General features: G+C 70.9%; 19 protein-coding genes. 9 read left to right on the plus strand and 10 right to left on the minus strand.

Annotated features, from left to right (window positions below; translation table 11 throughout):
- Positions 1–53: 53 nt before the first annotated feature.
- The 5 genes from A5680_RS16535 to A5680_RS16555 all read left to right on the plus strand — a co-directional run bounded on the left by A5680_RS16535 (position 54) and on the right by A5680_RS16555 (position 4,604).
- Positions 54–830 (plus strand): ABC transporter permease, encoded by a 777-nt coding sequence (locus A5680_RS16535; RefSeq protein WP_067821182.1) that lies wholly within the window; start codon positions 54–56, stop codon positions 828–830.
- The gene (locus A5680_RS16540; RefSeq protein WP_067821185.1) at positions 827–1,933 is read left to right on the plus strand and encodes a sulfate/molybdate ABC transporter ATP-binding protein; all 1,107 of its coding nucleotides are present in this window, start codon (positions 827–829) and stop codon (positions 1,931–1,933) included. The genes A5680_RS16535 and A5680_RS16540 overlap by 4 nt, the downstream gene beginning before the upstream one ends.
- A gap of 107 nt (positions 1,934–2,040) precedes the next feature.
- Positions 2,041–3,096 carry an alanine and proline-rich secreted protein Apa gene (locus tag A5680_RS16545; RefSeq protein ID WP_067821187.1) on the plus strand — a complete coding sequence of 352 codons (1,056 nt, stop codon included), beginning with the start codon at positions 2,041–2,043 and terminating at the stop codon, positions 3,094–3,096.
- Positions 3,097–3,227: 131 nt separating this feature from the next.
- On the plus strand, positions 3,228–3,527 hold the full coding sequence (locus tag A5680_RS16550; RefSeq protein ID WP_055403625.1) for a GlsB/YeaQ/YmgE family stress response membrane protein: 300 nt from the start codon (positions 3,228–3,230) through the stop codon (positions 3,525–3,527).
- Positions 3,528–3,575: 48 nt separating this feature from the next.
- Positions 3,576–4,604, plus strand: coding sequence for a zinc-binding alcohol dehydrogenase family protein (locus tag A5680_RS16555; RefSeq protein ID WP_067821190.1), 1,029 nt, complete (start codon positions 3,576–3,578; stop codon positions 4,602–4,604).
- 7 nt (positions 4,605–4,611) lie between these two features.
- On the opposite strand, the gene A5680_RS16560 is transcribed toward A5680_RS16555, so the two are convergent.
- The 3 genes from A5680_RS16560 to A5680_RS16570 form a co-directional block, all read right to left on the minus strand.
- Positions 4,612–5,355 carry a CPBP family intramembrane glutamic endopeptidase gene (locus A5680_RS16560; protein ID WP_055403627.1) on the minus strand — a complete coding sequence of 248 codons (744 nt, stop codon included), beginning with the start codon at positions 5,353–5,355 and terminating at the stop codon, positions 4,612–4,614.
- Between the two features lie 110 nt (positions 5,356–5,465).
- Positions 5,466–7,835 (minus strand): phosphoketolase, encoded by a 2,370-nt coding sequence (locus A5680_RS16565; RefSeq protein WP_055403628.1) that lies wholly within the window; start codon positions 7,833–7,835, stop codon positions 5,466–5,468.
- A gap of 75 nt (positions 7,836–7,910) precedes the next feature.
- The gene (locus A5680_RS16570) at positions 7,911–8,759 is read right to left on the minus strand and encodes an SDR family oxidoreductase (protein WP_055403629.1); all 849 of its coding nucleotides are present in this window, start codon (positions 8,757–8,759) and stop codon (positions 7,911–7,913) included.
- A gap of 103 nt (positions 8,760–8,862) precedes the next feature.
- Here A5680_RS16570 and A5680_RS16575 point away from each other — a divergent pair, with 103 nt between their 5' ends.
- Entirely contained in the window at positions 8,863–9,363 is a 501-nt protein-coding gene (locus tag A5680_RS16575) for a GNAT family N-acetyltransferase (protein WP_067821192.1), read from the plus strand.
- A 9-nt stretch (positions 9,364–9,372) separates the two neighbouring features.
- On the opposite strand, the gene A5680_RS16580 is transcribed toward A5680_RS16575, so the two are convergent.
- The gene (locus A5680_RS16580; RefSeq protein ID WP_067821195.1) at positions 9,373–10,281 is read right to left on the minus strand and encodes an undecaprenyl-diphosphate phosphatase; all 909 of its coding nucleotides are present in this window, start codon (positions 10,279–10,281) and stop codon (positions 9,373–9,375) included.
- A gap of 121 nt (positions 10,282–10,402) precedes the next feature.
- On the opposite strand from A5680_RS16580, the gene A5680_RS16585 reads away from it, so the two are divergent.
- From A5680_RS16585 to A5680_RS16595, 3 genes are all read left to right on the plus strand, one after another.
- Complete coding sequence (locus tag A5680_RS16585) at positions 10,403–12,796, plus strand: CaiB/BaiF CoA transferase family protein (protein WP_369827671.1); 2,394 nt, start codon at positions 10,403–10,405, stop codon at positions 12,794–12,796.
- 58 nt (positions 12,797–12,854) lie between these two features.
- Positions 12,855–14,339: an acetyl-CoA acetyltransferase gene (locus A5680_RS16590; protein ID WP_067821201.1), complete on the plus strand. Its 1,485-nt coding sequence runs from the start codon at positions 12,855–12,857 to the stop codon at positions 14,337–14,339.
- A gap of 109 nt (positions 14,340–14,448) precedes the next feature.
- The gene (locus A5680_RS16595) at positions 14,449–16,560 is read left to right on the plus strand and encodes a hypothetical protein (protein ID WP_067821204.1); all 2,112 of its coding nucleotides are present in this window, start codon (positions 14,449–14,451) and stop codon (positions 16,558–16,560) included.
- Here the strand turns inward: A5680_RS16595 and A5680_RS16600 are convergent.
- The 6 genes from A5680_RS16600 to A5680_RS16625 form a co-directional block, all read right to left on the minus strand.
- Positions 16,557–17,282: a DUF72 domain-containing protein gene (locus A5680_RS16600; protein ID WP_067821207.1), complete on the minus strand. Its 726-nt coding sequence runs from the start codon at positions 17,280–17,282 to the stop codon at positions 16,557–16,559. The genes A5680_RS16595 and A5680_RS16600 overlap by 4 nt on opposite strands.
- The gene (locus tag A5680_RS16605) at positions 17,279–17,914 is read right to left on the minus strand and encodes an endonuclease (RefSeq protein WP_067821210.1); all 636 of its coding nucleotides are present in this window, start codon (positions 17,912–17,914) and stop codon (positions 17,279–17,281) included. The genes A5680_RS16600 and A5680_RS16605 overlap by 4 nt, the downstream gene beginning before the upstream one ends.
- 43 nt (positions 17,915–17,957) lie before the next feature.
- Positions 17,958–18,290: a TfoX/Sxy family protein gene (locus A5680_RS16610; RefSeq protein ID WP_067821213.1), complete on the minus strand. Its 333-nt coding sequence runs from the start codon at positions 18,288–18,290 to the stop codon at positions 17,958–17,960.
- A gap of 10 nt (positions 18,291–18,300) precedes the next feature.
- Entirely contained in the window at positions 18,301–18,678 is a 378-nt protein-coding gene (locus A5680_RS16615) for a nitroreductase family deazaflavin-dependent oxidoreductase (RefSeq protein ID WP_067821216.1), read from the minus strand.
- A 92-nt stretch (positions 18,679–18,770) separates the two neighbouring features.
- Entirely contained in the window at positions 18,771–19,256 is a 486-nt protein-coding gene (locus tag A5680_RS16620) for a hypothetical protein (RefSeq protein WP_067821219.1), read from the minus strand.
- Positions 19,257–19,406: 150 nt separating this feature from the next.
- Entirely contained in the window at positions 19,407–19,895 is a 489-nt protein-coding gene (locus A5680_RS16625; RefSeq protein ID WP_067821222.1) for a hypothetical protein, read from the minus strand.
- Positions 19,896–19,944: the final 49 nt, after the last annotated feature.

Consider the following 19,944-nt stretch of genomic DNA (forward strand, 5'->3'; position numbering starts at 1 on the left):
GTTCATCGCCCGATCATGGTTGAGGCCCAGGCATTAGCGGGCGTCGCGCCGTTCTGCCGCGATGGGTATACGTCCCCGCGGCGGTGGGGACCGCGTTCGTGGCGTTGCCGTTGCTGGCCATCGCGATCAAGGTGGATTGGGCGAACTTCTGGGCGCTGATCACGAGCTCGTCGTCGCGGGCGGCCCTGCTGCTCAGCCTCAAGACCGCCGCGGCCAGCACGGTGCTGTGCGTGCTGTTCGGCGTGCCGATGGCGTTGGTGCTGGCCCGCAGCGCGGCGCGCGTGTTGCGGCTGCTGCGGCCGTTGATCCTGCTGCCCTTGGTGCTGCCGCCGGTGGTGGGCGGGATCGCGTTGCTCTATGCGTTCGGCCGGCTCGGGCTGGTCGGCCGGTACCTCGAGGCCGCCGGAATCGGCATCGCGTTCAGCACCACCGCGGTGGTGCTGGCGCAGACCTTCGTGTCGTTGCCGTTCCTGGTGATTTCGTTGGAGGGGGCGGCGCGCACCGCGGGCGCCGATTACGAAGTGGTGGCGGCGACGTTGGGGGCGCGGCCCAGCACCGTCTGGTGGCGGGTCACGCTGCCGTTGCTGCTGCCGGGCCTGATCTCCGGGGCGGTGCTGGCGTTCGCCCGCTCGCTCGGGGAGTTCGGCGCAACGCTGACCTTCGCCGGCTCTCGCCAGGGCGTCACCCGCACCCTGCCGCTGGAGATCTACCTGCAGCGCGTGACCGACGCCAACGCGGCGGTGGCGCTGTCGATCCTGCTGGTGGCGGTGGCCGCGGTGGTGGTGCTGGGGCTCGGCGCCCGCCGGCTGACGGGGACCGAGGGCCCATGAGCGAACTGCGGCTGCGCGCCGTCGTGGCGGATCGCCGCTTCGACGTGGAGTTCTCCGTGTCGGCGGGCGAAGTGCTTGCGGTCCTCGGGCCCAACGGCGCGGGCAAGTCGACGGCGCTGCACGTCGTCGCCGGGCTGATCCGCCCGGATCACGGGCTGGTGCGGCTGGGGGACCGGGTGCTGACCGACACCGCGGCCGGGGTGGACGTGGCCACCCACGACCGCCGCGTCGGCCTGTTGCTGCAGGACCCGTTGTTGTTCCCGCACATGAGCGTTGCCGCCAACGTGGCGTTCGGGCCGCGCTGCCGGCGCGGGTGGCTTCGCCGGGGCCGGGCCGAGGGCAAGGCGACGGCGCTGCGCTGGCTGCGGGAGGTGGACGCCGAGGGGCTCGCCGACCGGAAGGCGCGGCAGCTCTCCGGCGGTCAAGCCCAGCGGGTGGCGATCGCGCGGGCGCTGGCCGCGCAGCCCGACGTGTTGCTGCTCGACGAACCGCTGAGCGGGTTGGATGTCGCCGCGGCCGCGGGCGTCCGCGCGGTGCTGCGCGGCGTCGTCGGCCGCACCGGTTGCGCGGTCGTCCTGATCACGCACGACCTGCTCGACGTCTTCACGCTGGCCGACCGGGTGCTGGTGCTGGAGGCCGGAAAGGTCGCCGAGATCGGTCCGGTTCCCGACGTGCTGACGGCGCCGCGCAGTCACTTCGGGGCCCGCATCGCCGGCGTCAACCTGGTCAACGGGACGGTCACCGGCGACGCGTCGCTGCACGCGCGCTCCGGCGCTCGCTGGCACGCGAAGCCCACGCCGGTCGGGGGCGACGAGCTGACCGCCGGCCGCAGCGCGATCGCGGTCTTCCCGCCCACGGCGGTGGCGGTCTATCGGGACCAACCGCACGGCAGCCCGCGCAACACGGTCGAGGTGACGGTGGCGGAGCTGGACGTCCGCGGGCCGGCGGTGCTGGTGCGCGGCGAGCAGCAGGCCGACGGCGCCCCGGGCCTGGCCGCGGAGATCACCGTCGACGCGGCCTCCGAGTTGCGGCTGGCGCCCGGCGAGACGGTGTGGTTTTCCGTCAAGGCCCACGAGGTGACGTTGTACCCGGCGGCGCACTGACCGGCGAAATTCGACGCGCGTTGCACATCGGCAACATCGGCAAAACGACGGCGCAATTGTCCGCAAGGCTCCTTGCGTCACAGCGGTAACACGGTAGGTTCGTCGCCATGGAGCAGGTGGAACCCAACTCGACGCGTCGCCAAGGCCTGTGGGCGACGCTCGCGATAGCAGCGGTGACCAGTGCCAGCGCCGTCACCATCGCCTTGCCGGCAACTTCGAACGCCGATCCGGAGGTGCCGACTCCGGTCCCGCCGGCGACCACGACGGCCCCCGCGCCGGCGGCTCCCGCAACCACGCCGGCGCCGGCGGCGCCCGCGCCCGGCGCGTCCCCGACGCCCGTCGACCCGAACGCGCCTGCGCCTCCGCCGCCCCCGCCGGTCGACCCGAACGCACCGCCGCCGCCGCCCGTCGACCCCAACGCCGGGCGGGTCGCCAACGCCGTGGGTGGCTTCAGCTACGTGTTGCCCCCCGGCTGGGTGGAGTCGGACGCATCGCACCTCGACTACGGCTCGGCGCTGCTGAGCAAGACCACGGGCCAGCCGCCGCTGCCGGACCAGCCGCCACCGGTCGCCAACGACACCCGCATCGTGATGGGCCGGCTGGACCAAAAGCTTTACGCCAGTGCCGAAGCCAACAACGCCAAGGCCGCGGTGCGGCTCGGCTCGGACATGGGTGAGTTCTTCCTGCCGTACCCGGGCACCCGGATCAACCAGGAAAGCACCACGCTCACCGGGGCCAATGGGGTCACCGGCAGCGCGTCCTACTACGAGGTCAAGTTCAGCGACGCATCCAAGCCGAACGGCCAGATCTGGACGGGCGTGGTCGGACTGCCCGCGACGAGCACGTCCGGACCGCCGCAACGCTGGTTCGTGGTGTGGCTCGGCACGGCGAACGACCCGGTGGACAAGGGCGCGGCCAAGGCGTTGGCGGAGTCGATCCAGCCTTGGGCTGGTCCGCCCGCGGCGGTGCCCGGCACCCAACCGGCTCCGGGCACCCAACCCGCGCCGGGCGCTCAACCGGCTCCGGGCACCCAACCGGCGCCAGCGGCGCCGGCCCCTGCCCCGGCTCCGGGAGCCCCGGCGGCTCCCTCGCCGGCCCCCGCGCCGGCGGGCGAGGTCAGCCCCACCCCGTCGCCGTTGCCGCAGCGCACGCAGTCGGCCTGACGCGGCCGGGCGTGCGGAACATGCGCCCAATCGTCGTTAAATGCGAACCTTTTTCGTTACGCAGAGCGGGTATACCGAAATGACGGCTCAGCGACGCGCTGGGCTTTGCCAGCGAATGCAAGGAGACCCGCATGGACGTCATGGCAGCTACCGAATACCTGGCCCGCTCAACGACATTCACTAGCGTCGGCCTCATCGGTTACATCATCATCGGCGGTTTGGCGGGTGCGCTCGCCAGCAAAATCATCCGGGGCAGCGGCGCCGGCATCCTGATGGACATCGTCATCGGCATCATCGGCGCGCTGATCGGCGGCTTCATCCTGAGCTTCTTCGTCAACACCGCGGGTGGCGGCCTCATCTTCACCTTCTTCACCGCGCTGCTGGGGTCGCTGATCCTGTTGTGGATCGTCGGCATGGTGCGACGCACCTGATTGCGGTTACCGCGTTGCGGCCGCGGTGGTTGACGGCATGATTGACGGATGGTGTCACCGCTAACCACCGCGACCATGCGCGCGTGGCGGGTGCGTCGGCCCGGCCCGATGAACACGGACCCGCTCGAGCCGGTCACCAGCGAAGTGCCGCGCCCCGGGCCGTCGGAGTTGCTGGTCGCCGTCCGGGCCTGCGGCGTGTGCCGCACCGACCTGCACGTCACCGAGGGCGACCTGCCCGTGCACCGCGAGCGGGTCACGCCCGGCCACGAGGTGGTGGGGGAGGTCGTCGAGGTCGGCGCCGAGGCCGCCGGGGAGTTCCGGGTCGGCGACCGGGTGGGCATCGCCTGGCTGCGCCACACCTGCGGCGTGTGCAAGTACTGCCGCCGCGGCGACGAGAACCTCTGCCCCCAGTCCCGCTACACCGGCTGGGACGCCGACGGCGGCTACGCCGAGTTCGCCACGGTCCCGGCCGCTTTCGCGCACCCCCTGCCGGACGGTTACACCGACAGCGAGCTGGCGCCGCTGCTGTGCGCCGGGATCATCGGATACCGCTCCCTGCTGCGGGCGGAGCTGCCGCCGGGCGGCCGGCTCGGGCTCTACGGCTTCGGTGGCAGCGCGCACATCACCGCGCAGGTCGCGCTGGCGCAGGGCGCCGAGGTGCACGTGATGACCCGGGGCGCCGAGGCGCGGGAGCTGGCGATGGAGCTCGGCGCGGCGTCGGCGCAGGGCGCGGCCGACCCGCCGCCGGTCCCGCTGGACGCCGCGATCCTGTTCGCCCCCGTCGGCGACTTGGTGCTGCCCGCGCTGGAGGCGTTGGACCGCGGCGGCACCCTGGCGATCGCTGGCATCCACCTGTCCGACATCCCGGTGCTCAACTACCAGCGCCACCTGTTCCAGGAACGCCAGGTCCGCTCGGTCACGTCGAACACCCGGGCCGACGCGCGCGCGTTCCTGGACTTCGCGGGCACGCACCACATCGAGGTGACCACCCCGGAATACCCGCTGGCCCAAGCGGATCGGGCGTTGGCGGATCTCAGCGCCGGACGCATCGCCGGCGCGGCGGTGCTGCTGGTCTGACCGGCCCTTATGTCAGGTGCCACACCAGCGCGGCGGCCAGCGCCCCGAGCCCGTTCAGCGACCAGTGCAGCGCGATCGGCGCGATCAGGCTGCCGCTGCGCCGTCGTAGCCAGCTGAAGACGAAGCCGGCGGCGCCGGTGGCGAACACCGCGCCCACCACGCCGGCGACCATCCCGAGGAACCCGCCGCCCAGCAGCCGGGTGAAGCCGACGTTGCTACTGGTCAGCCCCAGCGACGTGGCGACGTGCCACAGGCCGAACAGCAGCGAGCCGGCCAGCGCGACCCCGCGAAAGCCCCAGGCCCGGTGCAGCGCGCCGTGCAACACCCCGCGGAAGGCCAGCTCCTCGGGAATCACGGTCTGCAAGGGAATGACGACCATCGAGGCGATCAACGCGCCGGAGACCGTGGCGTAGCGGTGGTTCATGAACATCGGCCGCGTCATGGGCAGCAGCACCCCGACGGCGATCACCGCCGCCACGACCGCGACGGCGGCCAGCGCGTAACCGAACCCGGACTTCCAGTGGGCGCGTCCGAGGCCGAGGTCGGCCCAGTCCAGGCCCCGGGCCCGCATCAACATCGCGAGGCCGACGGCGGCCGCGGGCACGGTGGCGACACTCGCCCACGGCGTGGTGAAGTGCGCGATCAGGTTCGTGAGCACCAGGACGGCCACGACGACGGCGATGTCCAGATGGATCCGGAGCCGGTGCGCCGCTGCGGGGTGCTGAGGGGCGGCGGCGGTCGCGTCGGGCATTGGGCCAGTTTACCCGGGCGCCGGGCGCACCCCCGGGTTCAGCGAGATTGCCGCCACGGTCGTGGTTCGCGCGCCAACCGCAGCCACCACGGCAATCTCGGCGTCAGGCGTCAACCCTCCCAGGTCCAGCCGGCGATCTGCGGGTCGTCCTCGCCGTGCTCGCGGGTGTAGACCCGCGCGGCGAGCCGGGCGTCGACCATGCGCTGGCGCAGCACCGCGGCCCGGCTGGCCAGCCCGTCGACCCGGTCGATGACATCCATCACCAGATGGAAGCGGTCCAAATCGTTGAGCATCACCATGTCGAACGGCGTGGTCGTGGTGCCGCGCTCCTTGAACCCGCGCACGTGGATGTGCGGGTGATTCGTGCGGCGGTAGGTGAGCCGGTGGATCAGCCACGGATAGCCGTGATAGGCGAAAATGACCGGCTTGTCGCGGGTGAACAGCGCGTCGAACTCCCGGTCGGGCAGGCCGTGCGGATGCTCGGACTCCGGCTGCAGCCGCATCAGGTCGACGACGTTGACCACCCGGACCGCCAGCTCCGGCAGTTCGCGCCGGAGGATGTCCGCGGCGGCCAGGGTCTCCAGCGTCGGGACGTCCCCGGCGCAGGCCAGCACCACGTCGGGTTCGGCGGTCGCGGTGCTCGCCCACGGCCAGATGCCCAGGCCGCGGGCGCAGTGCTCGATGGCCTGCTCCATGTCCAGGTACGCCAGCGCGGGCTGCTTGCCGGCTACGATGACGTTGATGTAGTCGCGGCTGCGCAGGCAGTGGTCGGCCACCGACAGCAGGGTGTTGCCGTCCGGCGGCAGGTACACCCGGGTGATCTCGGCCCGCTTGTTGGCGACCAGGTCGATGAAGCCGGGGTCCTGGTGCGACGCGCCGTTGTGGTCCTGGCGCCACACGTGTGAGGACAGCAGGTAGTTCAGCGACGCGATCGGCCTTCGCCACGGCAGCTCCCGGCTGGTGGCCAGCCACTTGGCGTGCTGGTTGAGCATCGAGTCGACGATGTGCACGAACGCCTCGTAGCAGTTGAACAGGCCGTGCCGCCCGGTCAGCAGGTAACCCTCGAGCCAGCCCTGGCACAGGTGCTCCGAGAGCACCTCCATCACCCGGCCGTCGGCGGCGAGGTTTTCGTCGTCGGGACCGAGCTCCGAGAGCCACACCTTGGCCGTCGACCCATAGACGGCGTCCAGCCGGTTCGAGGCGGTCTCGTCGGGACCCATCAGGCGGAACCGATCCCTGTTGCGGCCGATGACATCCCGCAGGAAGGTGCCCAGCACCCGCGTCGCCTCGTGCGTCTGGGCGGCGGGCCGCGACACCTCGACCGCGTAGTCGCGGAAGTCCGGCAGGTCGAGGTCGTGCAGCAGCAGGCCGCCGTTGGCGTGCGGGTTGGCGCTCATCCGGCGGTCACCGCGCGGCGCCAGCGCGCGCAGCTCGGGGCGCAGCGCCCCGTCGCCGTCGAAAAGTTCCTGAGGCGCATAGCTGCGCAGCCACTCCTCGAGCTGCGCGCGGTGCTGGGGATTGTCGTGCGTTTCGGCGAGCGGAACCTGATGCGCTCGCCAGGTGCCCTCGACCTTCTTGCCGTCCACCACCTTTGGACCGGTCCAGCCCTTGGGGGTGCGCAGCACGATCATCGGCCACACGGGCCGCTGCGTCCCGTTGCCGCTGCGGGCGGCGCGCTGGATCGCCGCGATGTCGTCGAAGGCGTCGTCGAGCGCGGCGGCCAGCTGCTGGTGCACGTTCGCCGGATCGTCACCGGCGACCGTGATGGGCCGGTAGCCATAGCCGCGCAGCAGCGCCTCGAGTTCGTCGTGCGGGATGCGCGCCAGCACGGTCGGGTTGGCGATCTTGTAGCCGTTGAGCTGCAGGATCGGCAGCACCGCGCCGTCGGTGGCCGGGTTGAGGAACTTGTTGGAGTGCCAGCTGGTCGCCAGCGGCCCGGTTTCGGCCTCGCCGTCGCCGACCACGCACGCCACCACCAGCTCCGGGTTGTCGAAGGCCGCGCCGTACGCATGCACCAGCGCGTAGCCCAGTTCACCGCCCTCGTGTATCGAGCCGGGGGTCTGGGCGGCGACGTGGCTGGGGATGCCGCCGGGAAAGGAGAACTGCCGGAACAGCTTTCGCAGGCCTTCGGCGTCCTCCTCGATGCCGGTGTAGACCTCGCTGTAGGTGCCCTCGAGATAGGCGTTGGCCACCAGCGCGGGGCCGCCGTGGCCGGGCCCGGTGACGTAGATGACGTTGGCGTCGCGGTCGCGGATGATGCGGTTGAGATGCGCGTAGATCAGGTTCAGCGCCGGGGTGGTGCCCCAGTGTCCCAGCAGCCGCGGTTTGACGTGCTCGGGCGACAGCGGTTCGGTCAGCAGCGGGTTGTCCAGCAGGTAGATCTGCCCGACCGACACGTAGTTGGCGGCGCGCCAGTAGGCGTTGATCAGGTCGAGTTCGTCGTCCGCAAGGGGAGCGGTTGTCTGGGTTTCTAGGCTCACCCGCCCGATTGTCCGCGCCGACGGTGAACGGCGCTCGACGCGGTGGTGCTTTGTGTTGGCGCTCGCGATCGCCGACTACTCTTCGCCGCGCGCCCGCGCCTCGTAGGCCCGGCGCTTCTCGGCATCCACGTCATCGGTGAAGACGTGCTCGCCGCCCAGCGCCCGATTCAGGCCCTCGGACACGGCACGCGGCATGAACTTCTGCGACGCGATGATCGCGCCGGCCGTCTTCGTGACCCGCACGCGCGGCCGGGGGTGCGCCACCAGTTTGACGATCGCGTCGGCGATATCGGACGGCTCGGCGTTGCGGATCCCCTTGGCGCCCGAGGTGCCCGCGATGAGTTCGGTGTTGACGAAGGTCGGCATGACGACCGAGAACTTCACGCCCGCCCGGCGGTATTCGATCCGGGCGGAGTCGGTGAACCCGATCACCGCGTGCTTGCTGGCGCAGTAGGTGGCCGCCCCGGGGATATACGTCTCCCCGGCCAGCGAGGCGATGTTGATGACGTGGCCGGACCCGCGGGGGACCATGCGCTGGGCGGCCAGCTTGCTGCCCAGGATGACGCCGTAGACGTTGATGTCGAGGACGCGCCGGGTGACGGCGTCCGGCTCGTCGACGATCCGCCCGAGCGGCATGATGCCGGCGTTGTTGACCAGGACGTCGATCGGGCCGAGCTGGCGCTCGACGTCGTCCAGGAACTCCGAGAACGACTGCGGGTCCGTGACGTCGAGTTTGCCGTACACATCCAGGTCCAGCCCGGCGCCCGATTCCTTCACCGTTACCTCGTCGACGTCACCGATCGCCACCTTGGCGCCCAGCTTGTGCAACGCGGTCGCGGTGGCCAGACCGATTCCGCGGGCGCCCCCGGTGATCACCACGACCTTGCCGCGGACCTTCAGCCCAATGGACGCCGTATCAGCCATTCCTGCCCTCCGGATTCTTGACGGGTGTCAACCACGCGATCCGGTAAGCACAACACTCGGCGTGGGGCTGCGCAACAACCCAGGTGGCCGAATACTGCTAACGATGATCGAGGTGCGGGTGGCGGTCCCGGCGGACGCCCGCGCGGTCGCCCGCCTGCATGCGCGGGCGTGGCGGTCGGCGTACCGGGGCCTCATCGACCGGGACTACCTGGACGGTCTCACCCCCGAGGCGTTGGTCCGCCGGTACACCTTCGGCCGCATGGGATTGCGGGTGCCGTCGACGTTGGTCGCGATCGACGGTTCCGCGGTGCGCGGCTTCGCCACTACGGGCCTGAGTGACCTGCCGAACCTCGGCGAGCTGATGGCGCTGTACGTCGACCCGGCCCGCCTGGGCTCGGGCGTGGGGAGCACGCTCGTGGCGGCCGCCCGCGGGCGGCTGCGCGCGGTCGGGGTGACGGACGCCGTGCTGTGGGTGCTGGACGCGAACGCCCGCGCTCGACGGTTCTACGCGCGCGACGGCTGGCGGCCCGACGGGGCCTGCCGCACAGTCGCTTTCGGGAACACCGAGGCGCGACAGGTGCGTTACCGGCGCGCGCTGACGTAGCCGCGGCGGTCAGTTCAGGGCAAGCCAGACCAGGCTGGCGCCGCCGGCGAGCGCGCAGTAGATGGCGAACGGGGTCAGCGTGCGGGTCTGGAAGTACCGCGTCAGGAACCGCACGGCCAGGTAGGCGCACACGAACGAGGCGATGCTGCCGGCGAGCACCTGGCCGCCGATCCCGGCCGCCCGGGGCCCGAACAGTTCCGGGATCTTGTACACACCGGCGGCCAGGATGATGGGCGTCGCCAACAGGAAGGAGAACCGGGCGGCGTCCTCGTGGGACAAGCCGCGCCACAGCCCGACCACCATGGTGATGCCCGAGCGGCTGATGCCGGGGAACAGCGCCAGGATCTGCGCGGCGCCGATCAGGACGCCGCGGCGCAGGGGCAGCTGCGCCAGCCGATTGTCGACGGCATCGCCGGTGTGCGCGGGCTGTTCGGTGACCGGCGCGTCGTCGGGGGAGACGCGCCGGCGCAGCACCTCGCCCGCGTAGAGCACGATGCCGTTGAGCAGCAGGAAAATCGCCGCGGGGATGGGCTTGCCCAGGGTGGTGCGGAAGGTCCGTTCCAGCGCCAGCCCGGCCAATCCCACCGGGATGGTGCCGCCCACGATGAGCCAGGCGAGCCGCTCGTCGAGCGTCTGAATGCGGCGATACCGCAAGGACGACACGAACCCGCCCACGATGCGCAGCCAGTCCCGCCAGAAGAACACCAGCAACGCCGCGGCGGTGGCCACGTGCAGGCCGACGATGAACGCGAGGTAGGGCGATTCGGGCGCGGAGACGTTCAGGTCCTGCGCCCACCGCCCGCCGACGACCGCGGGAACCAACACCGCGTGCCCCAGGCTGGAAACGGGGAAGAGCTCGGTGACGCCCTGGAAAGCGCCGACCACCACGGCCTCGATGTAGGTCAGGTGCGCGCTCATGTCGGGTGCCGACGATAGCCGACGGCCGGCTCGGCCACCCAATCAGCTTGCCCAGTTGGCTTTTTGGCCGGTGTCCAACGGTCGACCGGCCGGGCCCCGCACCTGCGGGTACGGTGTGCTGATGGCCGACGGGTTGCTCGACGCCGTGCGCGTCCTCGACCTGTCGAGCGGCAACGGCGACGCGGTGACGCGCCTGTTCGCCGACCTGGGCGCCGACGTGCTCAAGGTCGAACCCCCGACCGGCAGCCCCGCCCGCGATACCCCGCCCACGATCGCCGGCGCCAGCATCCCGTTCGCCGTGCACAACGCGAACAAGCGCAGCGTGGTGCTGGACCCGTTCGACGAGGACGACTGCGGGGTGTTCCTCGACCTCGCGGCGCAGGCCGACATCGTCGTGGACGACGGCTTCTACGGGGAGGCCCCCACGTTCGGGACCTCGGTCGAGGAGCTGGCCGCCCAGCACCCCCACCTCGTGGTGCTGTCGATCACCGACTTCGGCGCGACGGGGCCGCGCTCGCTGTGGCGGGCCACCGATGCGGTGCTGTACGCGATGGGTGGCTCGCTGTCGCGGTCGGGTCCCACCACCGGGACGCCGGTGTTGCCGCCGGACGGTATCGCGTCGGCCACGGCCGCCGTCCAGGCGGCCTGGGCAACCCTGGTCGCCTACTACAACCGATTGCGTTGCGGCACCGGCGAATACATCGACTTCTCGCGATTCGACGCCGTGGTCATGTCGCTCGACCCGGCGTTCGGCGCGCACGGACAGGTCGCCGCCGGCATCCGCCGCACCGGCCAGTGGCGGGGCCGCCCGAAGAACCAGGACGCCTACCCGATCTATGCGTGTCAGGACGGTTACGTCCGGCTGTGCGTGATGGCGCCTCGTCAGTGGCGGGGGCTGCGGCGATGGCTGGGCGAGCCGGAGGATTTCCAGGACCCGAAATACGACGTGATCGGCGCGCGCTTCGCCGCGTGGCCACAGATCAGCGAGTTGGTCCAGGCGCTGTTCGCCGGGCAGACCATGAAGGATCTGGTCACCGCGGGGCAGGCCCACGGCGTTCCCATCGCCGCGGTGCTCACGCCGTCGTGGGCGATGAGCTCCGAGCACTTCGCGGCCGTCGGCGCCATCACCGACGCCGAACTCGTCCCAGGCGTCCGCGTCAGCGTGCCGACCGGATATTTCGTCGTCGACGGCCGGCACGCGGGCTTCCGCAGCCCGGCCCCGGCCGCCGGGCGGGACGGGCCGGGCTGGCGCGGGAATCCGGCGGTGGTGTCCTCACCCTCCGGCCGGGTCGGCGAGTATCCCTTTGCGGGCCTTCGCATCCTGGACCTGGGCATCATCGTCGCCGGCGGCGAGTTGAGCCGGCTGTTCGGCGACCTGGGCGCCGAGGTGATCAAGATCGAGAGCGCGCAGTACCCTGACGGACTTCGGCAGGCCCGCGTCGGCGAGGCGATGAGCGAGTCGTTCGCCTGGACACACCGCAACCACCTGGCGATGGGCCTGGACCTGCGCAGCCCGGCCGGCCAGCACATCTTCGCCCGGCTGGCCGCGGAGTCCGACGCCGTCTTCGCCAACTTCAAGCCGGGAACGCTTGCCGCGCTTGGCTTTTCCTACGACAACCTGCGCGGCCTGAACCCGCGGATCGTGCTGGCCGAGAGCAGCGCCTACGGCGAGGCGGGCCCGTGGAGCACCCGCATGGGATACGGGCCGCTGGTCCGCGCGGCGACCGGCGTCACCCGGCTGTGGACGACTGACGATCCGGACAACCACGACGGGGCCGCGCGGCACGCCTTCTACGACGCGACGACGATCTTTCCCGACCACGTGGTCGGGCGGATCACCGCCATCGCGGCGCTGGCCGCGCTGATCCACCGGCACCGGACCGGCGGCGGGTCGCACGTGCACATCTCGCAGGCCGAGGCCGTGGTCAACCAGCTCGACACCCTGTACGTCACCCAGGGCGCGCAGGCCGCGGGCATCCCGAGGATCGCCGACGACACCAGCCTGCACGCCGTCTATCCGTGTGCAGGCGACGACGAATGGTGCGTCATTTCGATCGGCTCGGACGATGAATGGCGTTGCGCGGCAAGCGTTTTCCACCACCCCGAGTGGGCCGACGACCCGCGCTTCGGCACCGGCGAGGCGCGGCTGGCGAACCGGCGCGAGCTGGTCGAGCTGGTGTCGGCCTGGACCCGGACGCGCACCCCGGAACGGGCCGCCCAACTGCTGCAGTCCTCCGGGGTCGCGGCCGGACCGATGAACCGCCCGCCCGACGTCCTGGAGGACCCGCAGCTGGTCGAGCGGAAGCTGTATGCGCAGATGACGCATCCGCTCGTCGAACGCGCGCTGCCGGCGGAGACGGGCCCGGCGCCCTTTCAGCACATCCCGCGCGCGCCGCAGCGCCCGGCACCCGTGCCGGGTCAGGACACCGTCGAGATCTGCCGAAGGCTGCTCGGCATGGGCCCCCAGGAGATCGACCGGCTCGTCGGCGAGGGCGTGCTGTTCGGGCCGCGCTGACCACCGGCCGATCCGGCCCGCGGTCGCCTGGACCGATAGCCACGCTAAGTTCGTTCGTATGAAGGTGGACCCCAGGACACCGGTGCTGATCGGGTATGGCCAGGTCAACCACCGCGACGAGATCGACCCCGGGCGGCGGTCCGTCGAACCGGTGGACCTGATGGTGGCCGCGGCCCGGCAGGCCGCCGATGCGCGGGTGATCGAGGCCGTCGACTCCATCCGCGTGGTGAACATTCTGTCGGCGCACTACCGCGATCCGGGGCTGCTGCTCGGCCAGCGGATCGGTGCCACCGACTTCACCACGCTGTACAGCCCCGTCGGCGGCAACGTGCCGCAGTCGCTGGTCAACCAGGCATGCCTGGACATCCAGCGGGGCCGGGCGCAGGTGGTGCTGCTCGCCGGCGCCGAGACCTGGCGCACCCGCCGGGGCCTGCGGGCAAAGGGCGCCAAACTCGAGTGGACCGTCCAGGACGACTCCGTCCCCATGGCCGAGGTGAGCGGCGACGACGTGCCGATGGCCGGGGATGCGGAGATCAGGATCAGGTTGGACCGGCCGGCCTACGTCTACCCGTTGTTCGAGCAGGCGCTGCGGATCGCAGGCGGCGAGTCGGTCGACGACCACCGGCGGCGCATCGGCGAACTGTGGGCCCGTTTCAACGCCGTCGCGGTCGACAACCCGTACGCGTGGATCCGCAAACCGGTGACCGCCGAGGAGATCTGCGAGCCCGGACCGCAGAACCGGATGATCAGCTGGCCGTACACCAAGCTGATGAACTCCAACAACATGGTCGACCAGGGCGCCGCGCTGGTCTTGGCGTCGGTGGAACAGGCTCGGCGCCTGCGGATTCCGGCCGACCGCTGGGTCTACCCGCACGCGGGCACCGACGCGCACGACACCTCGGCCATCGCGGAGCGCGACGAGTTGCACCGTTCGCCGGCGATCCGGATCGCCGGCCGCCGGGCGCTGGAACTCGCCGGCCTGGGCATCGACGAGGTCGACCATGTCGACCTCTACTCGTGCTTTCCCTCGGCCGTTCAGGTGGCGGCGGCCGAACTGGGCCTGCCGGTCGACGATCCGGCCCGCGCGCTCACGGTCACCGGGGGGCTGACGTTCGCAGGCGGACCCTGGAGCAACTACGTGATGCACTCCATCGCCACCATGGCGGAGTTGCTGGCGGCCCATCCTGGGCGCCGCGGCCTGATCACGGCCAACGGCGGCTACCTGACCAAGCACAGCTTCGGCGTGTACGGCACGGAGCCGCCCGCCGAATTCCGTTGGGAAGACACGCAACCGGCGGTTGACCGCGAGCCCACCCGGGAGGGCTTGGTGGACTGGGAGGGCGTCGGCACCGTGGAAGCCTGGACCACTCCGTTCGACCGCGACGGCCGACCCGAGAAGGCCTATCTGGCCGTGCGCACGCCGGACGGGTCGCGCACCCTCGCCGTGATCAGCGACACCGCGCAGGCGCAGGCCACCGTGCGCGAAGACATCGGCGGCGCCAAGGTTGCCGTCGCCGACGACGGCAGCGCCACGCTGCAGTAACCCGGCCGCGGCGATCCCGCCAGTTCGGGGCGCCGTTTGCCCGATAACGGTCGCTAGGTCATGCCGTCTTGCCTATTGTTTAGCTTGAGGTCGGGGGAGGTGAGCCCAGGTGCAGATCCTGGTTACCGACGCCACCGGCGCGCTCGGGCGGCTGGTCGCACGGCAGCTGATCGCTGCCGGGCACACGGTGACCGGCATTGCTGGGCGTCCCCACCCATGCCTGGACGGCAACGTCGAGTTTGTTTGCGCACCGCTGCGCCACCCGGTCTTGCGGGAGATGGCCGAGGAAGCCGACGCGGTCATCCACCTGGCCCCGGTCGACACCACCGCACCCGGCAGTGCCGACATCGACCTGCTGGCCCATGTGACCGACGTGGCCGCCCGGGCCGGCGACCGGTTGCTGTTCGTGTCCCAGGCCGCCGGGCGGCCCGAGCTGTACCGGCCCGCCGAGGAGCTCGTGTCCACCAGTTGGGGGCCCAGCTTGGTCGTCCGCATCGCCCCACCGGTCGGGCGCCAGCTCGACTGGATGGTGTGCCGCACCGTGGCCACGCTGCTGCGCACGAAGGTGTCGGCGCAACCGATGCGCGTGCTGCACATCGACGACTTGGTGCGCTTCCTGGTCTCGTCGCTGGACTCCGACCGCACCGGCGTGGTCGACCTGGCCTCCCCGGACACGGTCAACATGATCACCGCGTGGCGGATGCTGCGATCCGCCGACCCACGGTCCCGGCTGAATCGGGTGCGCAGCTGGGCACGGCTCGTTCCGGACATGGATATCGCTGCGGCGCAAGAGGATTGGTCGTTCAAGTTCGGCTGGCAGGCACTCGAGGCCGTGGCCGACACCGCCCGCGGCCTTGTCGGCCGCCAGATCGGCCCCGCGGGCGCCACCGGCCACGGGCGCCAACTGGCGATCCCCGTCGAGGTCGCCCCCCGTTTGCCACCTTCGGCGGAGGAGCACAGCGCGGCACCCGAGGGCGTCGAGGGCGAATTCGACGACTGGATCGATCCGCGCTTCCCCATTTTCAGCGCGGCCAACCTCGCCGAGGCGCTGCCCGGGCCGCTCACCCCCATCACGCTGGACGTCCAGTTGAGCGGATTGCGCGCGGCGAATGGGGTGCTGAGTCACGTGCTGGCGCTGGGCGGCGTGACGGGCGACGAGTGGGGCAACAGGGCCATCGCGGTGTTCGGCCACCGGGCCTACGTCGGGGTGTCGGTCAACATGGTCGCCGCGGCCCAGCTGCCCGGCTGGGACCAGGATGCGGTCGCCCGTAACGCGCTGGCGGGCCGGCCGCACGTCGGAGACCCCCTGCCGTTCGGTGAGCCCGCGCTGGCGGGCGGCGCCCTCGGGTACATCGCCAAGGCCGTCGTGGCGGGGCGGTCGCTGGCGCTGCTGCGCCACCTGAAGTCCGACACCGGGGCCTACAGCGCCGCCGCCGACGCCGAACAGCTCGACGCCACACAGCTTGCGTCGCTGCCCGACGCCGGCCTGGAAGTCCGAATTCGCCTGCTGCGGGACCGGATTCATCAAGGCTGGATCCTCACCGCGTTGTGGCTGATCGACACCGGCGTCACCGCGGCGGCGCTGGAGCGCAGCAAGGAGGCGCGCGGTGTGCCTGGGGTGGACATGATCATGGAAAGCACGCGCGTCGCGGCCGAGACCGACCAGCTGGCGGCGGTGCTGCGGGCCGATCCGCCGCTGTGCGCGCTGGCCCAGGAGGGCAACCTCGACAGCATCCGCGCGCTGTCTCCGGCCACCGCCGCGGCGGTGGACGCCGCCGTCGCCCGGCTGGCGCATCGCGGGCCCGGGGAAGCCGAGCTGGCCAGCCGCACCTACGCCGACGACCCGGCGCTGCTGTTGACGGCCGCGGGGGCGGCCGCGGTGTCCGCCGCCGCGTCGACCGAACCGCCGTCGGCGACGCTGGCCCGGCGGCTGACCACCAATGCCCGCGACTCGCGAGAACTCGCCCACGACACCACGCTGCGGTTCACTCATCAACTGCGGATGACGTTGCGCGAGCTGGGATCTCGCCGCGTGGCCGCCGACCTGATCGACGTGGTGGAGGACGTCTACTACCTGACCTGTGACGAGCTGGTCACCATGCCGACAGACGCCCGGCTGCGGATCAAACGCCGCCGCGCCGAACGGGAACGGCTGCAGGTGCAGCGCCCGCCCGACGTCATCGACGGGACGTGGGCTCCCGTCGAGCAGGCCCCCGATTAACCGAGGAGTTCGCGCAGGTACAGCGCGTTGCGCACCGCGTGGCCGCCCAGGTCGTTGTTGAAATACATCCACACGTCTTTGCCGTCGTCGCTCCAGGCGGCGATCCGGTCGGCCCAGCGCCGCAGCTCGTCGTTCGAATAGGAGCCGGCGTAGATCGCGTCCTGATCCGGGCCGTGCATGCGGACGTACACCAGGTCGGTGGTGGCCCGCGGCACGCACGCCAACCCGGCGCCGCTCATCACCACGTAGGCGGCGCGCCGGCGTTCCAGCAACTCGAAGACGCCCGCGTCGTTCCAGGACGGGTGGCGCAGCTCCATGGCGACCCGGATCGACTCCGGCACGCCGGCCAGAAAAGCGTCCAGGCGCGCGTCGTCGCGCTGCTGCTCGGGATGCAGCTGCACCAGCAGCACCCCGCGGCGATCACCCAGCAGGTCCCAACAGCGCACGAAGCGCTCGATCCACGGCTCGGGCGAGGCCAGGCGGCGGTAGTGCGTCAGCCCTCGATGGGCCTTGACCGACATCTTGAAGCCGTCCGGGAGCCGCTCGCGCCAGCCCGCGAACGTCGAATCCTTCGGCCAGCGATAGAAACTCGCGTTCAGCTCGACGGTGTCGAACACCTCAACGTAGCGGGCCAACCGGCGCGCCACGGGCAGGCCGGGCGGGTAAAGAACGTCCGCCCAGTGGTTGTAGGACCATCCCGAGGTACCGATCCGTACGGTCAACCGGTCACCTGCCGGCGCACGTCGTCGTCCAGCGAGACCCTGATCAGTGCCGCGGCCAGCCGCGCATTGGCCTGCGGCGCAAGGGCTCCCAGCTTTGCCGGCTGGGTGGGCAGGCCCAGTTGCCTGGCCGCGGCGATAGCCCGGTCGTCGAAGTACGGCCGCACCCAGGTCCACACGTCCTGCGCCTCGCGCAGGTAGATGTCGGCGCCGGTGTCGCCAATCCCCTTGAATCCCTTGAGCAAACGCTTCGCGGCTGCGACGTCGCACTGGCTGCGATCGGCGAGTTGCCGCAAATCGCCGCCGTATTCGTCGCGCACCCGTCCGGCCATGTCGGTGAGCCGGGTGGCTGAGCTTTCGTCGTAGCGCACGTAGTGGGCGCGCCCGAAGGCGTCGATCATCGCCTGCCGGTCCGAGGCCAGCACCGCCCGGGGGGTGCGCAGGCCGGCTTTGAAGAGTTCCCGTCCGGCGGCCATGGCGATGCCCGCATCGATCGGCTTGCTGGCAAGCATGCAGACGACCAGCAGCTGAAACAGCGGCATCGGCTTGTCGCTGAGCCTGATTCGCGCCTCGGCGGCATCGGTGGTTGCGGCAACCTCGAGCAGCCGTCGCACCAGTCGCGCAGGTTCGGGCATACCCGATGACGTACCCGCGCCCGGCCCCAGCAAACGGCGGCGGTCACTTGGGCGGCAGGCTGCGCGCGTAGCCGACCCCGCGCGACACCCAGGCCTGGAGTTGCCGTTTGGTCCGCACCCCGGCGGGCTCCACCCGAACCCAGCCACGGACGTCGCGGCCCGCCATCACCATCGGGCTGACGTGGGCGCGCTGCACCACCTTGTCGAATTCGTCCCGCGGCACCCGGACCAGGAGGCCGCCCTGACCGCTGACGGCCACGGACATGTTGCCGTTGATCAGGAAGGCGAGGCCGCCGAACATGCGTTTCTCTTCGACGCCGCGTTCGGCGGCGACAAGCTCGCGGATTTCTTCCGCCAGGCTTTCGTCGTAGGCCACGGGCGGTGCGTCAGTCCAGGTCCACCCGGATGGTCAGCAGGTCGCTGCCCATCAGGCGCACCACCGCGCTGTTGAGCCGCGGCAGGTTACCGAGCCGCTGCAGCGGGTCGTCATCGGGCAGCAGATGCGCAGTGCCGCTGCGCCATTGGCCACCGATGCGCACCCGGACGGCGGGATTGGCCTTGATGTTGCGGACATAGTCGGAGTGTTCGCCATGCTCGGAGACCATCCAGAACTGATTGCCGACCAGCCGCCCGCCGACGGCGGTGCGCCGCGGCTTGCCGCTCTTGCGGCCGGTGGTTTCCAGGCTGATTCCGGGCATCTGCCGGCCTACCGGATTGACGAGCAGCCGCTGCACGCGGTGGACCACTTGGCGTTTGAGAGTCACGGGTCCATTCAACGCCGCGCCCGCCGGCCGTGTCACCGTGCAAATGAAACAGCCGCCCCCTTGCGGGGGCGGCTGCCTCGTTACGCCGTTCTCTAGGTCCCCGGGTTGATCCCGCCGTTGACGCCGCCGCCGGCGTTCACCCCGCCGACGGGCGTGTACGCCTGGAATCCGGTAGACGTCTGGACGCCCCACTGGCCCAGATCCGGGTTGAACACGACCGGAAGCTGGGTTCCGTCCGGGTCACCCACCGGCGGCACCCACGTGGCCGGGAGGCCGTAGCGACCCGGGTCGTTGTAGTGCCCCGGCGGCGGGAAACCGTCGTGTCCCGGGGGAAGCGGGCTGCCCGGTCCGTTGCAGTTGACGCCCGGCCCACCCGGGTTACAGATCGGCTGCCCGGGCACGTGCTGGCCCGGCAGGTCGTCCCGGTCGCCGCCCGGAACGTTCGGACCCGGAATGTTCGGGTTCGGCACGTTCGGGCCGTGCGGGTCTGCTTGTGCGATACCGGCGCCAATTCCGAACGCCGCGGACGTGATGGTTCCGGCCATGAGTGTGCCGGCTGCGATTTTGCTCAGATTCATCAGTGAACCCCCTTGTCGAGCAGTTTGGGCCGCTTAGTGCAGCTCAAGCGGTTGACTTGGTGATTCGCTCACCCCACCGCCCTCATCGGGCAGTCGAACCTCCAACCACCCAGATACCCGAGCGATGGATGTCGGAAACCTTCTTTCGTCCTACGCAGGCCGCGGGGCCGGCACGCCCACGGCACGCAACACCCATTCGCGGGGAACCGAGAACGCAAGTGACCTGCGCGGAATGGTGGTCAGCACGGGCTCCGGTATCGCCGTCTTGTAGTGCAGTGACAGGCGTCCGGAGAACGCGGGATCGATGTTGCCGACGTCGGCGGTGAGCACAAGCCCGTTCGGCGACAGCTCGGCTTGCACGGGGCCCTCCTGCGGCGCATCCCAGCGCTGGTCGATGGCCCGTCCCGCGAGCTTGGGCACCGTCGAGAGCGTGCCGAGCACCCGCTGGGACGTGAGCACCAGGGAGCCGGCATAGCTGCGGATGTTTCCCTTGGCGACGAATCCCGGCACCGAGCCGCTGAATCGGAAAGTGGCGGGGACGTACTCGGCGAGCAGGACAATGCCCTCCGGTTCCACCTCCGCCCGCATGTCGGCGGGAAGCTTGCCGATGCGGAGCAATCTGCGCAGGATCACGGCCATCCACGGACCTTAACGCGCTTGGCCGGGATGCGAGCGAGTTTGCTGCGCA

It is taken from the genome of Mycobacterium sp. E2989, assembly GCF_001667595.1.
Classification (GTDB): domain Bacteria; phylum Actinomycetota; class Actinomycetes; order Mycobacteriales; family Mycobacteriaceae; genus Mycobacterium.

Bases quoted from the DNA above. Each gene is read 5' to 3' on its own strand.
- A5680_RS16570 (WP_055403629.1), bottom strand. From the start codon at position 8,759: ATGGCTGATACGGCGTCCATTGGGCTGAAGGTCCGCGGCAAGGTCGTG.
- A5680_RS16585 (WP_369827671.1), top strand. From the start codon at position 10,403: ATGGCCGACGGGTTGCTCGACGCCGTGCGCGTCCTCGACCTGTCGAGC.
- A5680_RS16555 (WP_067821190.1), top strand. From the start codon at position 3,576: ATGGTGTCACCGCTAACCACCGCGACCATGCGCGCGTGGCGGGTGCGT.
- A5680_RS16620 (WP_067821219.1), bottom strand. From the start codon at position 19,256: ATGAATCTGAGCAAAATCGCAGCCGGCACACTCATGGCCGGAACCATC.
- A5680_RS16580 (WP_067821195.1), bottom strand. From the start codon at position 10,281: ATGAGCGCGCACCTGACCTACATCGAGGCCGTGGTGGTCGGCGCTTTC.
- A5680_RS16625 (WP_067821222.1), bottom strand. From the start codon at position 19,895: ATGGCCGTGATCCTGCGCAGATTGCTCCGCATCGGCAAGCTTCCCGCC.
- A5680_RS16540 (WP_067821185.1), top strand. From the start codon at position 827: ATGAGCGAACTGCGGCTGCGCGCCGTCGTGGCGGATCGCCGCTTCGAC.
- A5680_RS16560 (WP_055403627.1), bottom strand. From the start codon at position 5,355: ATGCCCGACGCGACCGCCGCCGCCCCTCAGCACCCCGCAGCGGCGCAC.
- A5680_RS16575 (WP_067821192.1), top strand. From the start codon at position 8,863: ATGATCGAGGTGCGGGTGGCGGTCCCGGCGGACGCCCGCGCGGTCGCC.
- A5680_RS16605 (WP_067821210.1), bottom strand. From the start codon at position 17,914: ATGCCCGAACCTGCGCGACTGGTGCGACGGCTGCTCGAGGTTGCCGCA.
- A5680_RS16590 (WP_067821201.1), top strand. From the start codon at position 12,855: ATGAAGGTGGACCCCAGGACACCGGTGCTGATCGGGTATGGCCAGGTC.
- A5680_RS16550 (WP_055403625.1), top strand. From the start codon at position 3,228: ATGGACGTCATGGCAGCTACCGAATACCTGGCCCGCTCAACGACATTC.
- A5680_RS16545 (WP_067821187.1), top strand. From the start codon at position 2,041: ATGGAGCAGGTGGAACCCAACTCGACGCGTCGCCAAGGCCTGTGGGCG.